This is a genomic window from Cedecea neteri (genome assembly GCF_000758325.1).
GTDB classification, from domain to species: Bacteria; Pseudomonadota; Gammaproteobacteria; order Enterobacterales; family Enterobacteriaceae; genus Cedecea; species Cedecea neteri_B.
The window spans coordinates 467,323-489,464 of sequence record NZ_CP009459.1 but is presented as its reverse complement, the minus strand read 5'-3'; the positions used below and the strand labels follow the sequence as shown (position 1 = coordinate 489,464).

The window sequence follows — 22,142 nt, the reverse complement described above, 5'->3', positions numbered from 1 at the left end:
TGTAGTAAATAAAGAAGTCAGAAAATGAATTTTATACACTATTAGTGATTTGCATCACAAAAGCCCGGGGATTTAATTACAGCAGTTGGTAATTGTGATTTTCGTCCCAGTTATTATTACTTTTATTGAGAAGGTATCCTTTATGTGGACACGCCTCGAACCCTACAAATCATCATTTGTTCTTTTATTTGCTCTTATTGTCGGCGGCTTGCTGGGTATTTATGCCCCGACTTACGCCATTAAACTACAGCCCGTCGGGCAAATATTCCTCAACCTGTTGTTTATGATTATTGTGCCGCTGGTTGGCGTCAGCGTGATGTCTTCTATTGCCGGCATGACCGACCTTAAAAGGTTGGGGCGCATCATGGTGGTTATTTTTATTGTTTCCATCGCCATGGCGCTGATTCCCGCCGCAGGCATTGTGCTGTTGGCGCTTTGGTACAACCCGGCTCAGGGTGTGACCATCGATCTTTCCCATTCGGTGAAAGGCGGTTCGGGGGAGATGGATTTTGTTAGCATGGTCACCACCAGCGACTTCGTCGGCCTGTTCTCCAAGTCGAATATTCTGGCGCTGATCGTCATCGCGATTATCGCCGGTGTGGCGATTGGCCAGTCGGCGGATGCAGGCAAACGCATCGCCGCTCTGCTGCAGGACGCCAACACCGTTATCATGAAAATTGTCTCTATTATCATGAAGGTGGCACCTGTCGGCCTGGGTTGTTATTTCGCCGCAACCATGGCGAGCCAGGATGCCGCGCTGCTGATGACCTTTGCCCGGGCCATCGGGCTATTTATGGCGGCAACGCTTATCTATTACGTGCTGGGCTCCATTTTCTACTCGTGGATTGGCGGCGGGCTTCCGGCGGTGAAAGCGTTCTGGCGGCACGCCATTGAACCTTCAGCCACCGCGCTGGGCACCTGCTCTTCGCTCGGTACACTGCCGGTCACGCTGCGCGCTGGCAAAGCGATGGGCATCAATCCTGAAATTGTCGATGTCTCAATTCCGCTGCTGGTGAACCTCAATAAAGGCGGCGTGGCGATGATTGCTGCGCTGAAAATTGTCTTTATCTATTCGGTTCTCGGCCTGCCGTTTACCAGCGAAACCTTTTTCCTCGCGATGCTGATTGCCGTGCTGTCGGCCATCATCGTTGGCGGCGTGCCGGGCGGCGCGTTCCTCGGGGAAATCTTTATCGTCACGACGCTGGGGCTGCCAATGGAAGCCATCCCGCTGCTGGTGGTGCTTGGCACCATTACTGATGCACCGGCCACGCTTATCAACGTGATCCACGATCTTAATGCGGCACAAATCGTTGAACGCTTCGCCGGAAAGAAGCGCCATGAGCCGCAGGCAAGCGCCCCGCTGGCCGCAAACAGCATCGCTGGCTAATCCCTTTGAATGGAATGAATCAGGCAATAACAGGAGAATTTTATGAACCAGAAAAGTCATCTTGAAACTCAACTGGTCACCGCCGGGCGGGAAAAACGCTACACCCAGGGCGCGGTCAATGCGGTGATTCAGCGCGCTTCCTCGCTGGTTTTTGATAGCGTAAAAGACAAAAAATTTGCCACTGCCAACCGGGCAAACGGCGAACTGTTCTATGGCCGCAGAGGCACGCTGACGCATTTTTCCTTCCAGAAGGCGATGACGGAGTTAGAAGGTGGTGCCGGGTGCTCGCTTTATCCGTGCGGTGCGGCGGCGGTTACCAATGCGATTCTGGCTTTTGTCAGCGGCGGGGATCATATCCTGATGACCGGCGCGACCTACGAGCCCACGCAGGATTTCTGCAATAAGATCCTGAGCAAATTCAATGTCTCAACGACGTATTACGATCCGCTGATTGGCGCCGGGATCGCTGAGCTTATCCAGCCCAATACCCGCGTCGTTTTCCTTGAGTCTCCGGGCTCAATTACCATGGAAGTTCAGGACGTTCCCGGCATGATTAAGGCGATTCGCGCCGTTAACCCGGAAATTGTTGTCATGCTGGACAACACCTGGGCCGCCGGGGTGCTATTCCGCGCGTTGGATTATGGTGTAGATATCTCGATTCAGGCCGGAACCAAATACACCATCGGCCATTCGGACGGCATGTTGGGGACGGCAGTTGCCAACGAGCGCTGCTGGGATCGCCTGCGCGAAAACTCATACCTGATGGGCCAGACGCTGGATGCCGATACGGCGTATATGGCTGCCCGCGGCCTGCGCACGCTGGGAGTCAGGCTGAAGCAGCATGAGGAAAGCAGCCTCGCGATTGCCCGCTGGCTGTCGGCCCATCCGCTGGTGGAGCGGGTTAACCATCCCGCGCTGGCCGAATGTCCGGGGCATGCGTTTTTCGAACGCGATTTTTCCGGCAGCTCCGGCCTGTTCTCCTTCGTGCTGAAAAAGCGCCTCACAGACGAGCAGCTTGCGGGCTATCTCGACAACTTCACGCTGTTCCATATGGCGTATTCCTGGGGCGGGTTTGAGTCACTGATCCTGGCCAACCAGCCGGAAGAGCTGAACGAAATTCGTCCGGCAGGTAAGGTGGACTTCAGCGGCACGCTGGTGCGAGTGCACATTGGCCTGGAGAACGTTGAAGAATTAATTGCTGATCTGGAAGCCGGTTTCGCCCGCATCGCCTGATCCCCTCTTTTGCCGCTCGTAAGGGCGGCTTTCTCGCCTGAATTATTCTGCTATTCCCTTTTCGTTGGAATAAAATATTCGTGATTGTGTTCACGCACATGGAATAAAATATTCCATACTATGCACAACAGAACACACATAACGGATGCCCCGATGAAAATTAACTTAACCAAACTGGTCACCGAAGGCCGCAATCCGGCCAGCGCGGAAATCGACACGCTGCCAACCTTAGAGATGCTTAAAGTTATCAATAACGAAGACAAGCAGGTACCGCTGGCGGTGGAAGCCACGCTGCCGCAGGTCGCTCAGGTTGTCGATAAAGTGGTGGCTGCTTTCGCCCAGGGCGGCAGGCTGATTTACAGCGGCGCGGGAACGTCCGGCCGCCTGGGTATCCTGGATGCAAGTGAGTGCCCGCCAACTTTCGGCACGCCGCGTGAGCAGGTCGTCGGGCTGATTGCCGGTGGGCATCCGGCCATTCTGCAGGCGGTAGAAAACGCCGAAGATAACCGTGAAATGGGCGAGCAGGATCTGCGTAACCTGAATTTCAGCGCACGCGACGTGCTGGTGGGGATTGCCGCCAGCGGACGCACGCCCTACGTGCTGGGCGCCATGGCCTATGCAAAAAGCGTGGGTGCCACCGTGGCCGCGATCTCCTGTAATCCGGGCAGTGAAATGAGCCTGGCGGCGGATATCGCCATCGAGCCGGTCGTCGGCCCGGAAATCGTCACCGGCTCTTCACGCATGAAGGCCGGGACCGCACAGAAACTGATTCTGAATATGATCACTACCGGATCGATGATCCGCAGCGGCAAAGTCTACGGCAACCTGATGGTGGATGTGGAAGCCACCAACGCCAAGCTGATCCAGCGGCAGGTCAATATCGTGGTGGCGGCGACCGAATGTAGCGCGGAGCAGGCCGAAGCGGCGCTTAGCGCCTGTCACCGCCACTGTAAAACGGCGATCTTCATGCTGCTGAGCGGCCTGTCAGCCGAAGAGGCAAGCGATCTACTGGCGAAAAAACAAGGCTTTATACGTGAAGCATTGCGGGGGTTAAACGGGTAGCTATGGCGAAAATCACCGGCTCGATGATGGCAGACATCCTGCGCCTGACGGGCGGCAGCGGCAATATCCTTGTCTGTGGCAACTGCATGACGCGCCTCAGGCTGACGCTTAAAAACAGAGATCTCGTTCAGCACGACGACCTGAAAAAAATTCCCGGCGTGATGGGCGTGGTCAACGGCGACGACCAGCTGCAAATTATTCTCGGCCCTGGCAAAGCGCAAACCGCCAGCGAGCTGATGAATTCGATGCTCAAGCAGGAGGGCTTAAGCGAGCCGGAGCGTGGCGAAAGCGCGGATTTGGCCGCGCTCGCCAGTCAGAACAAACAGCAGATGAAGGCGAAGCAGAACAGCGCGGTGCATAACTTCCTCACTAAGTTTGCCACCATCTTCACGCCGCTGATCCCGGGCTTTATTGCCGCCGGGCTGCTGCTGGGGATTGCCACGCTGCTGCAGCAAACATTGGTGGTAGAAGGCACAACCCCTGCGGCCTGGCTGACCCAGCTTATCGCCTATATGAAGGTGTTCAGCATCGGGCTGTTTACCTTCCTGAGTATTCTGATTGGCTTCAACACCCAGAAAGCTTTCGGCGGCACCGGCGTAAACGGGGCTATTATCGCCTCGCTGTTTATTCTGCGCTACGTGCCGGAAGGCAAAGTCGGCTATTACGCCGGGATGGATACTTTCTTCGGGCTGACTATCGACCCTCGAGGCAACATTATTGGCGTGCTGCTGGCCTGTATGCTTGGGGCGTGGATCGAACGTCAGGTTCGGCGGATGATCCCGGATAACCTGGATATGATCCTCACTTCGACGATCACTTTATTGATCACCGGGGCGATCACCTTTGTGGCGATTATGCCCATCGGCGGCGAGCTGTTCAAAGGCATGTCCTGGCTGTTTATGCACCTGAACGGCAACCCGTTCGGCACGGCAATTCTGGCCGGGCTGTTCCTGATCGCCGTGGTGTTTGGTATTCATCAGGGATTTGTGCCGGTCTACTTTGCGCTGATGGATGCCCAGGGCTTTAACTCGCTGTTCCCGATTCTGGCGATGGCCGGTGCGGGGCAGGTGGGCGCGGCACTGGCGCTGTTTGCCCGTTCGCCGAAAGGCTCGGTCCTGCGTACGCAAATCAAAGGGGCGATTATTCCTGGCCTGCTGGGCATTGGTGAGCCGCTGATTTACGGCGTAACGCTGCCGCGCCTGAAGCCTTTTATCACCGCCTGTATCGGCGGCGGGATCGGCGGGTTCTTCATCGGGCTGGTGGCCTGGCTGGGGCTGCCTGTCGGGCTGAATACGGTGTTTGGGCCGTCGGGTTTGGTGTCGATTCCGCTGATGACTTCCCACCAGGGGATCTTCGCCGGGATGGCGGTTTACGTTGCCGGGATTGTGATTGCCTATGTAGCCGGGTTCATCATGACCTGGTGCTTTGGCAGCAAGAATGTTGATTTAACTTAAGTTAATATGACTCTGCCCGCCCGCGTTCTGCGGGCGGCGTTATTCCTGCCTGACAGCTAACCTTGCCCACTTTTTTTCTAATGACGGAAAGGCATTAGCGATAATTTTTTATTCTTTTATGGAATCGTTGCCGTTGGAAATACTGCTCTCTCCCCCGAGACAGGAGCAGAATCATGGCAGCAAAACGACACTCACTCTGGCTGGTTGCACTGGCCCTTATTGCGGCTCAGGCCCACGCGGTGGACGTCACCGTGGCGTATCAAACCTCCGCGGAACCAGCCAAAGTTGCGCAAGCCGACGACGCTTTTGCCAAAGACAGCGGGGCGAAAGTGGAATGGCGTAAGTTCGACAGCGGCGCGAGCGTGGTACGTGCGCTGGCCTCGGGCGATGTGCAAATCGGTAATATTGGCTCCAGCCCGCTGGCCGTTGCCGCCAGCCAGAACGTACCGATTGAAGTCTTCCTGCTGGCCTCCCAGCTCGGTAACTCTGAAGCGCTGGTGGTCAAAAAAGGCATCAAAACGCCGCAGGACTTGATCGGCAAACGTATCGCCGTGCCGTTTATTTCTACTACACATTACAGCCTATTGGCTTCCCTCAAGCATTGGGGCATCAAGCCGGACCAGGTGCAAATCCTTAATCTTCAGCCTCCGGCAATTATCGCCGCCTGGCAGCGCGGGGACATCGACGCCGCCTATGTCTGGGCTCCGGCGGTGAACGAGCTGGAAAAAGACGGCAACGTGCTGACGGACTCGGCGCAGGTGGGCAAATGGGGCTCCCCGACGCTCGACGTCTGGGTCGTGCGTAAAGACTTTGCTGAAAAACATCCTGATGTGGTCACCGCTTTTGCCCGCAGCGCCGTTGCGGCTCAGCAAAGCTACCTCACCAACCCGGATGGCTGGCTTAAACAGCCGGACAACCTGAACAAGCTTTCGCGCCTGAGCGGCGTACCGGAAGGCGACGTCCCGGGGCTGGTGAAGGGCAATACCTACCTGACGGCGAAGCAGCAGGTTGAGCAGCTTAGCGGCCCGGTGAATAAAGCCATTGTGGACACAGCACACTTCCTGAAAGAGCAGGGCAAAGTGCCGGCGGTAGCCACCGACTATAGCCAGTTTGTGACCGACCGCTTCGTGAAGCCGCTGGCGCAGTAAACAGGAGACACGGCGATGCTACAGGTTTCGCATCTCAGCGCGGAGTACGGCGGCAAGCCGGTACTCGACGACATTAATCTGACGGTGGATGAGGGCGAGCTGCTGGTGGTGCTCGGCCCTTCCGGCTGCGGTAAGACCACGCTGCTTAACCTGATCGCCGGTTTCGTACCGTATCACTCCGGCAGCATTACGCTGCAGGGCAAAACGGTTGCAGGCCCCGGCGCCGAGCGCGGGGTTGTTTTTCAGAACGAAGGGCTGCTGCCCTGGCGCTCGGCGCTGCATAACGTGGCCTTCGGGCTGCAGCTTGCCGGGCAGGCTAAGCCCGAGCGGGAAGAGATTGCGCTCGACATGCTGCGCAAGGTTGGGCTGGAAGATAAGGCGAGAAACGCCATCTGGCAGCTTTCTGGCGGGCAGCGGCAGCGGGTGGGCATTGCCCGGGCGCTGGCGACGAAGCCCCAGCTTTTGCTGCTGGACGAACCCTTCGGCGCGCTGGATGCCTTTACCCGCGAGCAGATGCAAACTCTGCTGCTGAAGCTGTGGCTCGAGAGCCGTCGCCAGGTGCTGCTGATCACCCACGATATTGAAGAGGCAGTGTTTCTGGCGACGGAGCTGGTCTTGCTGTCGCCTGGCCCCGGCCGCGTCCTGGAGCGTCTCCAGCTTGATTTTGGCCGCCGCTTTGCCGCCGGGGAGCCGTGCCGCAGTATCAAATCTGACCCGGAATTTATCGCCAAACGTGAATACGTGCTGAGCCGCGTGTTCGATCAGCGGGAGGGCTTCTTATGAGCGTAGTCATTCAGGACAAACCCGTGCGTCGCAGATTAGCGTGGCGCTGGCCGTTTTCGCGTCAGCTCACCCTGAGCGCAACCACGCTGGTGGTGTTGGTGCTGCTGTGGTGGTGGGTCGCGGCGCAGCACTGGATAAGCCCGCTGTTTCTGCCGCCGCCGGGACAGGTGCTGGCGAAGCTTATCACCATCGCCGGGCCGCAGGGCTTTATGGACGCCACGCTTTGGCAGCATCTGGCCGCGAGCCTGGGGCGCATTCTTACCGCGCTTGCCGCGGCGGTACTGATTGGTATTCCGGTGGGCATTGCGATGGGGTTGAGTCCCACCGTGCGCGGCATTCTTGATCCGCTGATCGAGCTTTACCGTCCGGTGCCGCCGCTGGCCTATTTACCGCTGATGGTGATTTGGTTTGGTATTGGCGAAACATCCAAAATCTTGCTGATTTATCTCGCGATTTTTGCACCTGTAGCCATGTCCACCATGGCTGGCGTGCGCAGCGCGAAGCAGGTACGCATTCGCGCCGCTCAGGCGCTCGGCGCATCTCGCTGGCAGGTTATCTGGCATGTGATTTTGCCGGGCGCGCTGCCGGAAATTCTGACCGGGTTCCGCATCGGGCTGGGCGTGGGCTGGTCCACGCTGGTGGCCGCAGAGCTTATCGCTGCCACGCGCGGGTTGGGTTTTATGGTGCAGTCCGCCGGTGAGTTTCTGGCGACCGACGTGGTGCTGGCCGGGATCGGCGTCATTGCCGTCATCGCATTTTGTTTAGAACTGGGGCTGCGGGCGCTACAGCGCCGCCTGACCCCGTGGCATGGAGAAGGGCAATGAGTGAAAAAGTGAACATTAAGCCGTTGGGGCCGTACATCGGGGCGCAGGTTGACGGCGTGGATTTAACGCGCGGCCTGAGCGACAACCAGTTTGAGCAGATTTACCACGCGCTGATCCGCCACCAGGTGCTGTTCTTCCGCGAACAGGAAATTACGCCCGAGCAGCAACGTGCGCTGGCTCTGCGCTTCGGTGACCTGCATATCCACCCGGTTTACCCCCATGCCGAAGGCGTGGAAGAAATTATCGTGCTGGATACCCACAACGATAATCCGCCGGATAACGACAACTGGCACACCGACGTGACCTTTATTGAAACGCCGCCTGCCGGGGCGATTCTGGCGGCGAAGCAGCTGCCGGAAACCGGCGGAGATACGCTGTGGACCAGCGGGATTGCCGCTTATGAGGCGCTGTCTGAACCGTTCAAAAAGCTGCTGTCCGGGCTTGAGGCCGAGCACGATTTCCGTAAATCGTTCCAGGAGTACAAGTACGCCCGCAGCGAAGTCGAACACCAGCGCTGGCGTGAAGCCGTGGCGAAGAACCCGCCGCTGCGCCATCCAGTGATTCGCACGCACCCGGTCAGCGGCAAGCAGGCGCTTTTCGTCAACGAAGGCTTTACCACGCGCATTGTTAACCTGACGGAGAAAGAGAGCGAGACGCTGCTGGGCTTCCTGTTTGCCCACATCACCAAACCGGAGTTCCAGGTGCGCTGGCGCTGGCAGCAAAACGATATTGCCATTTGGGACAACCGCGTGACGCAGCACTACGCCAATGCCGATTATCTCCCTGCTCGCCGCATCATGCACCGCGCGACAATCCTCGGGGATAAGCCTTTCTGGCGTGGTTGATAAAAAAATAGCGCCTAATTCAAGGCGCTATTTTTAGCTGTTTTTAAGCCCGAACCTTCACTGCAACCAGCACAGCCGTCAGCAGCATCAGGCTGCCGGACAGGATAAGCGGGGCCAGCAGGCCGAGGTTATCCAGCGCCAGACCGCCGACGGCAGCGCCGCAGGTGTTGGCCAACTGGATCACGGCCACCTGAATCGACCCGGCTTTTTCCGCCTGATCTGCCAGCGAGCGGGTGATCCATGTCGACCAGCCGACCGGCACCAGGGCAAAGGCCAGCCCCCAGACAATAGCAATCACTGACGCCACGGCTTTGTTCGCCCCCCAAAATACCAGTACCGCGGCGCTAATAGCGAGAATTAATGGCGCACAGGCCAGGGCCAGCTTGAGCGAGCGTTTCAGGATTGGGGCGGAAAGAGAGGTGCCGACGAAGCTGGCGATACCGAAGCTCAGCAGCACCAGCGTCAGGCCGTCCACGTCAAAGCCCGACAGGGTCATATAAACCGGGCGGATATAGGTAAAGAACGAGAACTGCCCGGCGAACGCCATGAAAATAGCCAGCATACCCGCCAGCACGCCCGGCCGCTTGAGCAGGCCAAACATGTTTTGCTTCTGGTGCGCCGCTTCGCCCGGCAGAGAAGGCAGCGCTTTCCAGACCCAAATAATACAGGCGACACCCATCAGCGCGGCGGCGTTAAAGACGTTGCGCCAGCCGATGATCCCCCCGAGGAAGCTGCCCAGCGGGGCGGCAATCACTAGTGCAATCGAGACGGCCCCGAAGATAACGGACAGCGCCTTAGGCACCGTGCGCGCGGGAACAAGGCGCATGGTCAGCGAGGCCGACATGGCCCAGAACCCGCCCAATGCCAGCCCAAGGCACGCGCGACCAAGCAGCAGCAGAGAAAAATTACCCGCGAACGAAACCAGCAGGCAGGAGGCGGTGAGCAGAACGGCAAAAAGCAGCACCACGCGGCGACGATCGGTCGATCCGATCAGGTTGGTGATAAACAGGCTGGCAAACATCGCTACAAAGGCTGTAACCGTAACCGACTGCCCGGCAAGGCCTTCGGAGATATTCAGTTCCTGCGCCATCGGCGTCAGCAGGCTAACCGGCAAAAATTCAACGGTAATCAGGCAGGCCACGCAAAACGCGATGGCAAAGACTGCCGACCAGTTGGGGCGGGTTATCGAGGTTGCCGGAATGGCGTGGAGGGCTGTTTCATTCATCCTGAAGTCCTGGGTCAAAGTGCGGGGCAAGCCTTCCAGTGTATCACCGCTTGCGCAACGTCTTTAACCTTTTGGCAACTTCACTCAGTATTGCGCATTAGGTGTTCAAAACCCGCCTTCCTTGATGAAACAAAAAATAAACAAATTTAACAAAAAATGAACAATATTCTGGTGCTCAGAGAACAATATAACCCCCTAAATTAACGAGCCTTTTATCCCTTTTTGCCCGTTTTCCCGAAATGTTTCCCTGGTGATTTCTTAGGTCTCATTAAGACCGCGCTTATATAACATAAAGAATTGGCATCTGTTACTTAATTCAAATTTGGCTTAATTTAGCCACACTTCGTAACCCATCACGAATATATAAAAATTTCATCTTGAATTATTAAGAATAACGTCGTTCGGCGCATTAAATAATGCGCTGGGGAAGCGTTTGTCTTTAATTCTAATGAAAACACTAAGCATTCTAAGGAATTCCCACAGGATGTGGGGAATGCGTTATGCGGTCATTTAAGACCGATGATGATTCAAACGGAGTCACGAAGGATGCCTGACTCCGATGTGCGTTTTATATATGAAGGAATACCCATGAAATTAAGCAAAATCGCCTCTTCTCTGATCGCCACCGTTGCTCTGGTCAGCAGCGCCGCTAACGCAGCAGATCCTGTTACCGTTAATGGCGGGACCGTGCACTTCCAGGGCGAGCTGGTTAACGCCGCTTGCGCAGTGAGCACGCAGTCCGACGGCCAGATCGTTAAACTGGGCCAGTACCGTACCGCAGCTTTCACCAAAGTGGGCGATACCTCTTCCCAGATCCCATTCAACATCGTTCTGACCGACTGCGATAGCACCGTTGCGGCCACCGCTTCTGTGGCATTCACCGGCCAGACTGATGCGACCGACCCAACGCTGCTGGCGGTAAACTCCGGCGGTAACGCAACTACCGCGAAAGGCGTAGGTATCGAGATCCTGGATCGTACCTCTAAGACCCTGTCTCCGAACGGTTCTACCTTCTCTACCGCTCAGACTCTGAACGACGGTGAGAACACCATTCCGTTCACCGCTCGCTATAAAGCAACCGCTGCCACCGCCACTGCCGGTGCTGCGAACGCGGACGCAACTTTCGTGATGAAATACGAATAATCAGCCACGGCTGAGCGCGCAGGGATGATTCAGCCTCACGGATGAGGCTTGTTCGACGCGAGTCCAGAGAGGACGATGATGATAAGGAAAATCCTGCTCCTGGCTATGCTGGCTGCGGTGAATCCCGTTCAGGCAAAGCGCATTGTGGTTATCCACGGTGGGGAAGTGCATATGCAGGGTGAGCTGGTTAACGGAGCCTGCGCTGTCGCGCCTGAAAGTCAGGAAATGACGGTGCAAATGGGCCAGTACCCGAGCAACGTATTTAAAGATGTTGGCAGTTACGCGCCGCCCAGCATCCCTTTTACCCTTCGGCTGACGGACTGTCGCCCGGAGGTTTATGACCATGTGGGCATCGCGTTTCAGGGATCTACCCCGGCGGAAGATCCTCTGGTCTTTCTGGCCACATCCAGCGTAAGTGGCAATGACGCCAGCAGCGGCATTGGCCTCGCGTTATTCGACCAACAGCAGCAGTTGATTATTCCCAATAGCGAACCGGCGTCTTATTCGGAAATAACCGCGCAGGAAATGAGTTTTCATTTTACTGCCCGTTATCGTGCGGTTTCTAAACATATGTCGCCCGGAAATATTCGCTCTGACGTCTGGTTCACGCTGGTTTATCCCTGAACCTCTGCTTCTCCATTCTGGCTATTTTGATGGTACCTGTCGTGATGAACAAATTATATAAAGCCGCTTCGGCACTGATGCTCTCTTTAATGATGATGACTTTTAATGCGCAGGCTGCGGGTGGTATTGCCCTGGGCGCGACGCGCGTTATTTATCCGGCCGACGCGAAACAAACTTCTTTGGCAATCACCAACAGCGATCCGAAAGAACGCTTCCTGGTGAATTCCTGGATCGAGAATGATCTGGGTCAGAAAGAGAAAAGTTTTGTGGTCACGCCGCCGCTGTTTGTCAGCGAGCCAAAAAGCGAAAACACGCTGCGTATTATCTACGCTGGACCTGCGCTGCCGACGGATCGTGAGTCTATTTTCTGGATGAACGTGAAGGCCATTCCTTCCGTGGATAAAAACAGCGTTGAGGGCAAAAACGTCCTTCAGCTGGCGGTGCTGTCCCGCATCAAGCTGTTCGTGCGTCCTAAAAATCTGCAGATGCAGCCGGAAGATGCGCTGAAAGAGATTCGCTTCGCGCGTAACGGTCAGTACCTGAAGATAAGCAACCCTTCGCCTTACTACGTTTCGCTGGTCAACCTGAAGATGGGGAGTGAAAAACTGCCTAACACCATGGTGGCACCGAAAAATAGCGTGCAGGTTGCGGTGCCGTCCGGCGTTCAGGGGGCTGTGAGCTTCCAGACCGTGAACGACTACGGCGCGGTGACCAAAGCACAAGCGGGTGTCATGCAGTAACGCCAGGCTGGCAAAGGGAAGCCGATAAATCATGAAGAGATCAGTCTCGCGTAAGGTGTTTACGCTAGCGCCGCTGGCGGCGACCATTGTGGCCTCACTCTGGCCCGCGTTCGCTGCCGCTGAGAGCTATTTCAACCCGGCATTTTTGTCGGACGATACCGCGACGGTGGCGGATCTGTCTCGTTTCGAAAAAGGCAGCAGCCAGCCGCCGGGCGTTTATCGCGTGGACATCTGGCGCAACGATGAATTTGTTGCCACCGAAGACGTGCATTTTGCTGCGACGGAATCGAAAGTCCCTGCTTCTGAAGCCGTGAAGTCCGGCGGGCTGACGGCCTGCCTCGACGTTGACTGGCTGAAGCGTCTTGGGCTGAATATGTTGGCGTATCCCGAGCTGGCGAAATATAAATCCGGCGAGTGCGTCCCCGTGACGACAGCGGTGCCCGGTGCAGAAGTTAGCTATGACTTTTCCCGACTGCGGCTTGATATCAGCCTGCCTCAGGCCTCTTTAATCAACAGCGCCCGCGGCTACATTCCGCCCGACCAGTGGGATGAAGGGATCCCTGCGGCGCTGTTGAACTATACCTTCACCGGCAACCGCGGCACGTACAACGACAGCTATTATCTGAACCTGCAAAGCGGCCTGAACCTTGGGCCGTGGCGTCTGCGCAACAACGGCGCATGGAACTACACCAGCGGCGATGGCCACCACCAGAATCAATGGCAGAACATCAGCACCACGCTGCAGCGCACGATTATTCCGCTCAAGGGCGAACTGGTCATGGGCGACAGCAACACCGGCAGCGATGTGTTCGACAGCCTCGGGTTTCGCGGGGCGCGCCTCTATTCTTCCGACAGCATGTACCCGGACAGCCTGCAGGGCTACGCGCCAACCGTGCGCGGGATTGCCCGTACCAACGCTAAAATTGTCGTCCGCCAGAATGGCTACGTGATTTATCAGAGCTACGTCTCTCCGGGCGCGTTCGCCATCAGCGACCTTAACCCGACCTCTTCCAGCGGTGACTTAGAAGTTACGGTAGAAGAGAAAGACGGTTCTGTGCAGAAGTACACGGTGCCTTATTCCACCGTGCCGATGCTGCAGCGTGAAGGCCGGTTTAAATATGACGTGGTGATGGGGGATTTCCGCAGCGGGAATAACCAGCAGGATAAGCCGTTCTTTACACAGGGCACGCTGATTGCCGGCCTGCCGAACGGCTATACCGCCTATGGCGGGACACAGCTTGCGGAGCGCTATACCGCCGTCGCGTTAGGCGCCGGTAAAAACCTCGGCGACTGGGGGGCCATTTCGCTCGATCTGACTCATGCGCGCAGCAAGCTGGCGGATGACAGTGAGCATCAGGGGCAGTCGCTGCGCTTCCTGTATGCCAAATCCCTGAGCGGCTTCGGGACCAACTTCCAGCTGCTGGGCTATCGCTACTCCACGCGCGGTTTTTACACCCTCGATGATGTGGCTTACCGGAACATGGAAGGCTACCAGTACGAGTGGCAAAACAACGACAGCAACCGGCAGGAGCTGGTGGCGACCAGCTATCACAACCTGCGCTATAACAAAAAGGGCCGATTTCAGGTCAACATCTCCCAGTCGCTGGGGGATTACGGCTCGGTCTATGTTTCCGGCAGCCAGCAAACTTACTGGGGAACCGATCAGGACAACACCTGGTACCAGCTGGGCTACTCCAGCGGCTGGCGCGGGATCAGCTACTCGCTTTCCTGGTCGTGGAGTAAGTCGCTCGGCCTGGCAGACACCAACCGGATTGTCGCCTTCAACCTTTCGATTCCGTTTAGCACGCTGCTTGGGCACGGTTATTCGCGCGATACGGCGCTGGATCGTGCCTATGCCACGCTGGCCACAAGCCGCAGCTCTGACGGCAAAAACAGCTGGCAAACCGGGGTCGGCGGCACGCTGCTGGAAGGCCGCAACCTGAACTACAGCGTCAGTCAGGGGCATACCAGCAATAACGGCTACTCCGGCAGCGCCACCGCCAACTGGCAGGCCACGTACGGCACGCTTGGCCTGGGCTACAACTATGACCGCAACCAGCATGACTTCAACTGGCAGGCTTCCGGCGGCGTGGTCGGCCATGCGGACGGGGTGACTTTCAGCCAGCCGCTGGGGGATACCAACGTATTGATTAAAGCGCCAGGCGCTTCCGGCGTCAGCATTGAAAACCAGACCGGGGTGAAAACCGACTGGCGTGGCTATGCGGTGATGCCGTACGCGACGGTTTACCGCTACAACCGCGTAGCGCTGGACACCAACACAATGGACAACCACACCGACATTGAAAACAACGTCAGCAGCGTTGTGCCGACGGAGGGCGCTCTGGTTCGTGCCACCTTCGACGCCAGAATTGGTGTGCGTGCGATCCTCACCGTTAAACGCGGCGATCGGCCGGTGCCGTTTGGTTCCGTGGTGCGGGAAGAGCAAAGCGGCGTGACCAGCATGGCCGGTGACGACGGGCAGATTTACCTCAGCGGCCTGCCGCTGAAGGGCAAGCTGCTGATCCAGTGGGGCGACGGGAAAGGTTCCCAGTGCCGCGCTAACTATTCCCTGCCGGAAGAGAGCCTGAAGCAGGCTGTCGTCATGGCAACCGCCACCTGTTCGTAGCGTGCGGAGAGATTCAGGAAGATGAAAATGAAACTGAACAATGTTATTGCGGGTGGCTTGCTGCTGCTCTGCGCGGGCCCTGCTGCGGCGACAGTCTGCTCAAACGAGAACGGCATTCCGACCGATATTCCTTATGATTTATCGGACAAATTTAACAGCAGTAATAACAACGTCGGGCAGATCATAACGCTGTCCGAAAAATCAGGGTTGATTGGGGTGAATGCGATTTGCCCGAAGGGGACATCGGGGAATACCACCAAGCGTAGCTATGTGACAGATTTGCCCATTCAGGAAGTGGTAGGCAGCTATAAGTACCTAAAAATAAATGACTACCTTAACGGCGCAATGAAAATCAACGACAGCTATGCCGGTGATTTTTATCCGCCGGTGAACTACATGCAAATGGGTTCGCACCCTAACGTGTCGAAGAATAAGCCTTTTGGCGTCACGGACTCGAAACTGGTGTTTCGCCTTAAGGTCACCCGCCGTTTTATCAATATGGTGCCCATTCCACAGCAGACGATGTTCCGTGTCTATGTGACCACCACTAACGCTGACCCGTTAAGCACGGTGGTTTATACCATCAGCTACAGCGGCAAAGTTGAAGTCCCGCAGACCTGTGAAATCAACGCCGGGCAGGTGGTGGAGTTTGATTTTGGCAGCATTGGCGCGTCGCTGTTCAGCCAGGCTGGGGCCGGGAACCGTCCGCAAAGCGTAACGCCGCAAAGTAAAACGGTCGGCATCAAATGCACCAATATTGATGCCCAGGCTTACCTCACTCTGCGCCTTGAGGCTGAGAAAAGCAGCGGCAATATGATGATATCCGATAACAGCGATCTGGGCTTTATCGTGGCGAACGCCAGCGGTACGCCGCTGACGCCAAACAATCTTGGCAGCAAGATTAATTTCCAGCTTGATGACGCCGCGTCGGCCAGAGTGGGGATTCGCGCCTGGCCGGTCAGCGTGACGGGCGTCAAGCCGAAGGAAGGGCCGTTCACGGCCCGTGGCTATCTGCGTGTTGATTTCGATTAAGGGGGCAGGATGAACAAATTTTTCCTGAGCGCGCTGGCGCTGGCCCCGATAGTGTTCATGTCCTCTGCGAAAGCCGCTACCCCGTTGGGTGAGATAAACGTTGAGTTGCGTGGGAACATTGTGGATTACACCTGTGTGGTGGAGACCGGCAGCGACAACAAGACCGTGAAGCTGGGATCGTGGCCGACCAAACAGCTGCGCACCGCCGGGAGCACAACTCAGGCAATGCCTTTCAACCTGAAGCTAACCGGCTGCCCGCCGAGCGGCACCGCATCTATCACCTTCAACGGCAAGAGTACCGGCACGGGGCTGCTGGCGCTCAACGCGGCCAGTACGGCGAAGAACGTGGCCATTGAGCTGCTGAATGAGGATAAGAGCCGATTGTTGCTGAATAACGCCAGTAAAACGATGCAGGTTGATGCCAACGGCGATGTGACACTGAAGTTCTGGGCCAACTACATTGCCACAGCGGACAATGCGGATGCCGGGCTGGCGAATGCGGATGCGACGTTTCTGATTAACTACAACTAAAGAGTCTTAATGGTTCCTGAAAATAACCGGGAGGAGCATTCCCGGTATTTCCGCTTCCAGTGCACAATGGTCCTTTATAGCAGTTCATGCACCTTGGCATAGTCAATCAGCTCGACAATGGAAGTGAGTCCGAGTTTAGAGAATATATTAGCTTTATGTGCGCTAATGGTTTTATTGCTAAGCAATAGCTGCTCGGCAATCTCTTTATTCGACAGACCGTTTGCCAAATAGCGTAAGACAGTGATTTCACGGTTGGATAATGGCATGTCGTCCATCGTTCCCCGGCGTGATTTATGGCTGCTGATAAAGTGCAGCGTTTCCGAAGGGAAAAAGGAGTAGCCCGAAAGCAACATTTCAACCGCGTTAAATATATCTTCCTGTTCCTTACGTTTGCTCACAAATCCGTTAGCACCTGCCTGAATGGCGCGTCCGGCGTAAAAAGATTCTGATTTTGAAGACAGGAAGAGGATCTTGGTTTTTTCCTGTATTCCTTTGATTCTCTTGAGTAATGTGAAGCCGTCGGTGTTGGGGAGTTCAATATCAAGAATCACCAGGTCGACCGGATTCGCTCGCATATAGTCGATAACTTCCCGACCATCATCTGTTTTTAAGACAACATTAATATCTTTATTTTTCTGGAGCAGGACTTCTATCGACATTCTGACAATAGGGTGTTCGTCCATAATGATTACGGATGCCGGTTTCATTTTTTTTGCCTCGATTGTTTGATAAAAACATCGCTTTGACACAGCGTCAATGGCAGCGAAAGTGATAAACAGTGAGTTGGCGGTTGCCGGTCTTTATGCGGGAACCTCCTTGTTTACTTTAAAACATATCCCTTTTTTAAATTCGTTATTCGCGGCGGGAGAATGAATGCCTAAATAACTTCACATTTAAACGTTATAAATGCCCTGGCAAATATAAATATGTGATGAGGTGATTATACAGCGCAGTTTTTGTGGGAAAAGTCTGATGTTCCTGGGCGTAATCCGAGCCAATACGAAATGCTGTCTAGTTAATTGGCCTTTTTCTAAATTGAATTAACGAACCTAAATTTTAAGTTAAGATGGTTTAAAAGACTTTTTATTGCAGAAAAAATGACATTTAGTTCTAAATGTTGTTAATTTGTTTTGGATCAAAAAGTGCTGAACGGCAGTATAGCGGAAGAATTGCTTCCAGGAATAGTTGTAATTGTTATTATTTTGTTTGTTTTTAACGCATGACAAACATAAAAATTAAGTAAATTCTTAAAATATCTTACCACTCAGTAGGTTAGTTCGATCGCCAATGTGCGTTATTTGCAACAGAAATTTCATGAAGCAGATGCAGCAGTTTACTGCGGTTATCGAGCGCCAGTCGGGTCAGCAAAACGTTAAATCGGTAAACGACGTAATGATAGGGTTTCTCCAGTAAAAGGGCGATAGATTTCAATGACTCTCCGCGACTTAGCGCCAGTAAAATAGCCCACTCTCTAATGGAAAAACCTGGCCTATCGTAAAGCGTGGCCAGATCGGGTTCGCTGCAGCTTAATGCCTGTTTTAGTTTATCCGGAGGGAGACGGCGTTCGACAATTTTGCAGTCAACGGCCTGCTGCATAAACCGCGTAATTTCAGGCTTTCGCAGCGTACTAAGCAGCGTAATTTGGTGCTGTGACGTGGTGATAATTTGCTGGCGGATGGCCTTCAGGACGTCAAGTATTGGTGTCTCCAGACTGTCGAGATCGATGATCAGACGCGGTACAGGAGACAGCGTCTGATGTGCGATAACATCATCCAGCGAAGGGGAGACTGGAATGTTAAGGTGATGGAAAAGGCTGCCAGTGATTGCGCTACTGAGAAAGCCGTCGGCTGAAACCAGGATGGCATCTGGCTTTTTTGGCTTTTGCCCTCCAATCAATTGCTGCTGAAGATATTCAAGTCGATCAAAAAAAAGCGGCGCGGTGTAGCTGGCGGGGTTTAGAAAATAATCAGTCCGACTACGCCGGTGTTTATTTCGCCTCATAGCTGCGCACATAGGCCTCCTCACAATGACAATGCATCAGAGAGCAGCCAGCGTTTATGCGGCCATAAATAGCCTTGTCCGTAGCTGGCGCCTGACTGGCGAGCGAGCTCGAGATGGTGGTTGTCTTCGATACCTTCAATGACAATCTGAGGTGAAATATCCGCGCACTGTGCAACCAGTTGCCGAAGTGCCCGCGGGTTTTTACTGAGCGTCCAGAATGCGTGCTTATCAATTTTTACTCCGCCGACATCAATGGCGTAGCGGTGGAAGCTTTCAATACAGCCATCGGTAAGGTCATCAAGCCACACCGATATCCTTTGTTGCTGTAACAGCTTAATTCGCTCACACAGGCAAAGCTGATGCTGCCTGGAGCACAGACCAAAAAGTGGAGCATCCTGTATCTCAATTGTTATCCATGATTCGCAAACATCAAGCAGCCGGGTGAATAGCCGCTCGTCAATCAGCGCCATAAGAGGAAGGTTAAGGGTGTATGTGCCTGGGGCTTGCAGGGACTTCAGCAGGCCAACCTGATGGCAGAAAATCGCCATGCTGTCGAAAACCGGCAGATGTGCAAAGAAATCGTCAGCGTCGCTCGATGGCGTTAGCTGGCTGAGTACTTCGTGACTAATAACGTGTCCATTGAATAAATTAACAATCGGCTCCAGGCGGAGGCCGGATATATGTTGGTTAACAGATAATAAAATGTTATCGCTAGAAATATTTATCATTATTTTGTCGCTAATTGTGACAATTATTACTGAATTGCTGAGCGATCAATGACCTGAGAGGTAGGGTTAGTATGCTGTCAGCAAATTTGGAGATTATTCTGAGCGTATTCTCTCAGCGACACGAATGAGTGAATAGCAGGGATGGCTTATTCCAGGTTGCGAAAATTCGCAACCCAAAAGAGTGAAGGAGGTGCTTTTTTAATAATTAAGAGTAATTCCCTGGCATAATAAGAAAATACTTAATTAAAAGATTCAATCCAACAAGAATGGCAAATTCAGTTTGATATAATTCATGAGTTTATATTGGCTCTTGATATTAAGTTTTTTCATAATCGACAGTCGTTTATCCCGCGCTGCATTTTCATCAATATGCATAATAAAAGCCGCGTCAATCAGCGAGTAACCGCAGGCCATTAGCTTCAGCAATTCCCGCTCCTGCATGTTGAAATGCCGTGTTGTGCAGTAGTGACAAATGGACGTAGGCACCGGTAGGGTGTTTTTTTTGCGCCGTTCGGGATCGACCCAGGGGGCCAGCTTGAGCCTGACATCTTCGACCTCATCCTCACGGTAGATAGACGGCAGCATATACAGGCAGGGACGAAACATCAGGTTCTCCTGATCCTGCTTTTTGCAGATCAGGATCACCCGCTGATGGCGCGTTGTCTGCGGTATTTTGTAGCAGTTGGCGGTTGACCAGTTGTCATCGAGCGCGAAAAAAACCAGATCGGCGACGTCCTGATGTGCCAACGGTAGGAAATGATAAGTCTCGCTAAACTGATGGCAGAGCTGCTGGATAATAATTTTAATGCCATTGGCAAAATGGCTATTTCTTTCACAGATAGCAACGGTAAGCATGCCTTCCTCCGGGCTGGTTGACTATTAAAAAAATGATAGTGAAAAAAACCCGTTTTATGAATGTGTTACGACTTAACCCCGCAGGTGTGGAGGATGAATTATTGCCAGGCCATTTCCTGGGAGTAGCAGAAAAAACGGCAAAAAAACGCTTTGGGTAAAGTTTTCTGCTGTTACGCCGATGATTAAGACTTGTCTTACAGGGAATGAGAAGCAATGTTAAACCGTATCAAAATCGTTACAAGCTTACTGGTCGTCCTGGGGCTGTTTGGCATTTTGCAGATAGCTTCCGGCGGATTGTTCTTCAATGCGCTGAAGCAGGACAAAGAAAATTTCACCGTTCTACAAACCATTCGTCAGCAGCAGTCAACGCTGAACGGCAGCTGGGTCGCGCTGTTGCAGACCCGTAACACCCTGAACCGCGCCGGCATTCGCTACATGATGGATGCCAATAAAATTGGCAGCGGTGCAACCGTTGAAGAACTGATGGCGATTGCCAGCACTTCGCTGAAACAGGCTGAGGTTGAGTGGGCGGCTTATGAAGCTTTACCGCGCGATCCACGCCAAAGCGACGCGGCCGCACAAGAAATTAAGCGCAACTATGATATTTATCACGGCGCTCTGGCGGAGCTGATTCAACTGCTTGGTGCGGGGAAAATTAATGAATTCTTCGATCAGCCAACCCAGGGATATCAGGATGGCTTTGAGAAGCAATACGTTAACTATCTGCAGCAAAACGACCACCTTTATCAGGAAGCAGTCGACAGCAGCAATAGCTCTTACAGCATGGCGATTTGGATCCTGATTGGCGTCCTGATTGTGGTGCTGGTGGTGATCCTTGCGGTCTGGCAGGGTATTCGCACCACGCTTATCTCTCCGCTGAATCGCCTGATCGAAAGCATTCGCCACATCGCCAGTGGCGATCTGGTGCGCAAAATCGACGTCGAAGGCACCAACGAAATGGGGCAGCTGGCCGAGAACCTGCGCCATATGCAAAACGAGCTGGTGATTACCGTGGGCGAGGTTCGCAACGGCGCGAATGCCATTTATAGCGGCGCCAGCGAGATTTCCATCGGCAATAACGATCTCTCTTCTCGTACCGAACAGCAGGCGGCTTCGCTTGAGGAAACGGCCGCGAGCATGGAGCAGCTGACTGCCACGGTTAAGCAGAATGCTGAAAATGCCCGCCAGGCTAGCCAGCTGGCGCTGAGCGCGTCTGAAACCGCGCAGCGCGGCGGTAAAGTCGTGGACAATGTGGTGCATACCATGAGCGAAATTGCCGGCAGTTCGCAGAAAATTGCCGACATTATCAGCGTCATTGACGGGATCGCCTTCCAGACTAACATCCTCGCTCTTAACGCCGCCGTTGAAGCTGCTCGTGCGGGTGAGCAGGGACGTGGTTTTGCCGTGGTCGCCGGGGAAGTACGTAATCTGGCACAGCGTAGCGCGCAGGCCGCGAAAGAGATTAAAACCCTGATTGAGGACTCGGTCAGCAAGGTCGATACCGGCTCAACGCTGGTTGAAAGCGCCGGGGAAACCATGGGGGAAATCGTTAATGCGGTGACCCGCGTGACCGATATCATGGGTGAGATTGCCTCTGCTTCTGACGAGCAAAGCCGCGGGATCGATCAGGTTGGATTAGCGGTTGCAGAAATGGACCGTGTGACCCAGCAGAACGCCGCGCTGGTGGAAGAGTCCGCCGCCGCCGCCGCCGCGCTGGAAGAACAGGCCAGCAGGCTCACGCAGTCCGTCTCCGTATTCCGCATCGCTCAGGAGCGCCAGGCCAAAGCCCAGGCCGCGGCGCCAAAGGTTGTCGCGACGACGGCTGCACCGCGTAAAGCCGTGGCTGCAGCGTCAGACGATAACTGGGAAACCTTCTGATTCGTTGATTTCCAGTGAAACAA

General features: G+C 54.6%; 20 protein-coding genes. 15 read left to right on the top strand and 5 right to left on the bottom strand.

What is annotated here, in order from left to right:
• Positions 1-142 precede the first annotated feature (142 nt).
• From LH86_RS02310 to tauD, 8 genes are all read left to right on the top strand, one after another.
• Positions 143-1,387 (top strand): dicarboxylate/amino acid:cation symporter, encoded by a 1,245-nt coding sequence (locus tag LH86_RS02310; protein ID WP_039298028.1) that lies wholly within the window; start codon positions 143-145, stop codon positions 1,385-1,387.
• Positions 1,388-1,429: 42 nt separating this feature from the next.
• Positions 1,430-2,620 carry a cystathionine beta-lyase gene (gene metC / locus LH86_RS02305; RefSeq protein ID WP_039298027.1) on the top strand — a complete coding sequence of 397 codons (1,191 nt, stop codon included), beginning with the start codon at positions 1,430-1,432 and terminating at the stop codon, positions 2,618-2,620.
• 153 nt (positions 2,621-2,773) lie between these two features.
• On the top strand, positions 2,774-3,682 hold the full coding sequence (gene murQ / locus LH86_RS02300) for an N-acetylmuramic acid 6-phosphate etherase (RefSeq protein ID WP_039298026.1): 909 nt from the start codon (positions 2,774-2,776) through the stop codon (positions 3,680-3,682).
• Between the two features lie 2 nt (positions 3,683-3,684).
• Positions 3,685-5,136 (top strand): PTS N-acetylmuramic acid transporter subunit IIBC, encoded by a 1,452-nt coding sequence (gene murP, locus LH86_RS02295; protein WP_039298025.1) that lies wholly within the window; start codon positions 3,685-3,687, stop codon positions 5,134-5,136.
• Between the two features lie 173 nt (positions 5,137-5,309).
• Entirely contained in the window at positions 5,310-6,284 is a 975-nt protein-coding gene (tauA, locus tag LH86_RS02290; RefSeq protein ID WP_039298024.1) for a taurine ABC transporter substrate-binding protein, read from the top strand.
• A 15-nt stretch (positions 6,285-6,299) separates the two neighbouring features.
• A complete protein-coding gene (gene tauB, locus LH86_RS02285; protein WP_039298022.1) occupies positions 6,300-7,067 on the top strand; it encodes a taurine ABC transporter ATP-binding subunit in 768 nt (255 codons plus the stop codon).
• Entirely contained in the window at positions 7,064-7,891 is an 828-nt protein-coding gene (gene tauC, locus LH86_RS02280; protein WP_039298019.1) for a taurine ABC transporter permease TauC, read from the top strand. The genes tauB and tauC overlap by 4 nt, the downstream gene beginning before the upstream one ends.
• Positions 7,888-8,736 (top strand): taurine dioxygenase, encoded by an 849-nt coding sequence (tauD, locus tag LH86_RS02275; protein ID WP_039298017.1) that lies wholly within the window; start codon positions 7,888-7,890, stop codon positions 8,734-8,736. Before tauC ends, tauD begins: the two co-directional genes overlap by 4 nt.
• 43 nt (positions 8,737-8,779) lie before the next feature.
• Here the strand turns inward: tauD and nepI are convergent, their stop codons facing one another.
• Positions 8,780-9,961, bottom strand: a complete 1,182-nt coding sequence (gene nepI / locus LH86_RS02270; RefSeq protein ID WP_039298015.1) for a purine ribonucleoside efflux pump NepI — start codon at positions 9,959-9,961, stop codon at positions 8,780-8,782.
• Positions 9,962-10,549: 588 nt separating this feature from the next.
• Between nepI and fimA the strand changes: the two genes are divergently transcribed.
• The 6 genes from fimA to sfmF all read left to right on the top strand — a co-directional run bounded on the left by fimA (position 10,550) and on the right by sfmF (position 16,657).
• Positions 10,550-11,104 (top strand): type 1 fimbrial major subunit FimA, encoded by a 555-nt coding sequence (gene fimA, locus LH86_RS02265; RefSeq protein WP_039298013.1) that lies wholly within the window; start codon positions 10,550-10,552, stop codon positions 11,102-11,104.
• A 78-nt stretch (positions 11,105-11,182) separates the two neighbouring features.
• Positions 11,183-11,728, top strand: a complete 546-nt coding sequence (fimI, locus tag LH86_RS02260) for a type 1 fimbrial protein subunit FimI (protein ID WP_039305853.1) — start codon at positions 11,183-11,185, stop codon at positions 11,726-11,728.
• 44 nt (positions 11,729-11,772) lie between these two features.
• Entirely contained in the window at positions 11,773-12,468 is a 696-nt protein-coding gene (gene fimC / locus LH86_RS02255; protein WP_008460886.1) for a type 1 fimbria chaperone FimC, read from the top strand.
• Positions 12,469-12,499: 31 nt separating this feature from the next.
• Positions 12,500-15,094 carry a fimbrial biogenesis usher protein gene (locus LH86_RS02250; protein ID WP_039298010.1) on the top strand — a complete coding sequence of 865 codons (2,595 nt, stop codon included), beginning with the start codon at positions 12,500-12,502 and terminating at the stop codon, positions 15,092-15,094.
• A 27-nt stretch (positions 15,095-15,121) separates the two neighbouring features.
• Positions 15,122-16,126, top strand: a complete 1,005-nt coding sequence (gene fimH / locus LH86_RS02245; RefSeq protein WP_039298008.1) for a type 1 fimbria D-mannose specific adhesin FimH — start codon at positions 15,122-15,124, stop codon at positions 16,124-16,126.
• Between the two features lie 9 nt (positions 16,127-16,135).
• Positions 16,136-16,657 carry a fimbria assembly protein gene (gene sfmF, locus LH86_RS02240; protein ID WP_039298006.1) on the top strand — a complete coding sequence of 174 codons (522 nt, stop codon included), beginning with the start codon at positions 16,136-16,138 and terminating at the stop codon, positions 16,655-16,657.
• A 74-nt stretch (positions 16,658-16,731) separates the two neighbouring features.
• On the opposite strand, the gene fimZ is transcribed toward sfmF, so the two are convergent.
• From fimZ to fimW, 4 genes are all read right to left on the bottom strand, one after another.
• Complete coding sequence (fimZ, locus tag LH86_RS02235) at positions 16,732-17,364, bottom strand: fimbria biosynthesis transcriptional regulator FimZ (RefSeq protein WP_039298005.1); 633 nt, start codon at positions 17,362-17,364, stop codon at positions 16,732-16,734.
• Between the two features lie 565 nt (positions 17,365-17,929).
• The gene (locus LH86_RS02230; RefSeq protein WP_231562716.1) at positions 17,930-18,553 is read right to left on the bottom strand and encodes a DNA-binding response regulator; all 624 of its coding nucleotides are present in this window, start codon (positions 18,551-18,553) and stop codon (positions 17,930-17,932) included.
• 125 nt (positions 18,554-18,678) lie between these two features.
• On the bottom strand, positions 18,679-19,386 hold the full coding sequence (locus LH86_RS02225; RefSeq protein ID WP_039298003.1) for an EAL domain-containing protein: 708 nt from the start codon (positions 19,384-19,386) through the stop codon (positions 18,679-18,681).
• Between the two features lie 252 nt (positions 19,387-19,638).
• The gene (gene fimW / locus LH86_RS02220) at positions 19,639-20,241 is read right to left on the bottom strand and encodes a fimbria biosynthesis transcriptional regulator FimW (RefSeq protein ID WP_039298002.1); all 603 of its coding nucleotides are present in this window, start codon (positions 20,239-20,241) and stop codon (positions 19,639-19,641) included.
• A gap of 213 nt (positions 20,242-20,454) precedes the next feature.
• Between fimW and tsr the strand changes: the two genes are divergently transcribed.
• Positions 20,455-22,119 carry a methyl-accepting chemotaxis protein gene (tsr, locus tag LH86_RS02215; RefSeq protein WP_039298001.1) on the top strand — a complete coding sequence of 555 codons (1,665 nt, stop codon included), beginning with the start codon at positions 20,455-20,457 and terminating at the stop codon, positions 22,117-22,119.
• Positions 22,120-22,142: the final 23 nt, after the last annotated feature.

Bases quoted from the DNA above. Each gene is read 5' to 3' on its own strand.
- LH86_RS02310 (WP_039298028.1), top strand. From the start codon at position 143: ATGTGGACACGCCTCGAACCCTACAAATCATCATTTGTTCTTTTATTT.
- metC (WP_039298027.1), top strand. From the start codon at position 1,430: ATGAACCAGAAAAGTCATCTTGAAACTCAACTGGTCACCGCCGGGCGG.
- murQ (WP_039298026.1), top strand. From the start codon at position 2,774: ATGAAAATTAACTTAACCAAACTGGTCACCGAAGGCCGCAATCCGGCC.
- murP (WP_039298025.1), top strand. From the start codon at position 3,685: ATGGCGAAAATCACCGGCTCGATGATGGCAGACATCCTGCGCCTGACG.
- tauA (WP_039298024.1), top strand. From the start codon at position 5,310: ATGGCAGCAAAACGACACTCACTCTGGCTGGTTGCACTGGCCCTTATT.
- tauB (WP_039298022.1), top strand. From the start codon at position 6,300: ATGCTACAGGTTTCGCATCTCAGCGCGGAGTACGGCGGCAAGCCGGTA.
- tauC (WP_039298019.1), top strand. From the start codon at position 7,064: ATGAGCGTAGTCATTCAGGACAAACCCGTGCGTCGCAGATTAGCGTGG.
- tauD (WP_039298017.1), top strand. From the start codon at position 7,888: ATGAGTGAAAAAGTGAACATTAAGCCGTTGGGGCCGTACATCGGGGCG.
- nepI (WP_039298015.1), bottom strand. From the start codon at position 9,961: ATGAATGAAACAGCCCTCCACGCCATTCCGGCAACCTCGATAACCCGC.
- fimA (WP_039298013.1), top strand. From the start codon at position 10,550: ATGAAATTAAGCAAAATCGCCTCTTCTCTGATCGCCACCGTTGCTCTG.
- fimI (WP_039305853.1), top strand. From the start codon at position 11,183: ATGATAAGGAAAATCCTGCTCCTGGCTATGCTGGCTGCGGTGAATCCC.
- fimC (WP_008460886.1), top strand. From the start codon at position 11,773: ATGAACAAATTATATAAAGCCGCTTCGGCACTGATGCTCTCTTTAATG.
- LH86_RS02250 (WP_039298010.1), top strand. From the start codon at position 12,500: ATGAAGAGATCAGTCTCGCGTAAGGTGTTTACGCTAGCGCCGCTGGCG.
- fimH (WP_039298008.1), top strand. From the start codon at position 15,122: ATGAAACTGAACAATGTTATTGCGGGTGGCTTGCTGCTGCTCTGCGCG.
- sfmF (WP_039298006.1), top strand. From the start codon at position 16,136: ATGAACAAATTTTTCCTGAGCGCGCTGGCGCTGGCCCCGATAGTGTTC.
- fimZ (WP_039298005.1), bottom strand. From the start codon at position 17,364: ATGAAACCGGCATCCGTAATCATTATGGACGAACACCCTATTGTCAGA.
- LH86_RS02225 (WP_039298003.1), bottom strand. From the start codon at position 19,386: ATGATAAATATTTCTAGCGATAACATTTTATTATCTGTTAACCAACAT.
- fimW (WP_039298002.1), bottom strand. From the start codon at position 20,241: ATGCTTACCGTTGCTATCTGTGAAAGAAATAGCCATTTTGCCAATGGC.
- tsr (WP_039298001.1), top strand. From the start codon at position 20,455: ATGTTAAACCGTATCAAAATCGTTACAAGCTTACTGGTCGTCCTGGGG.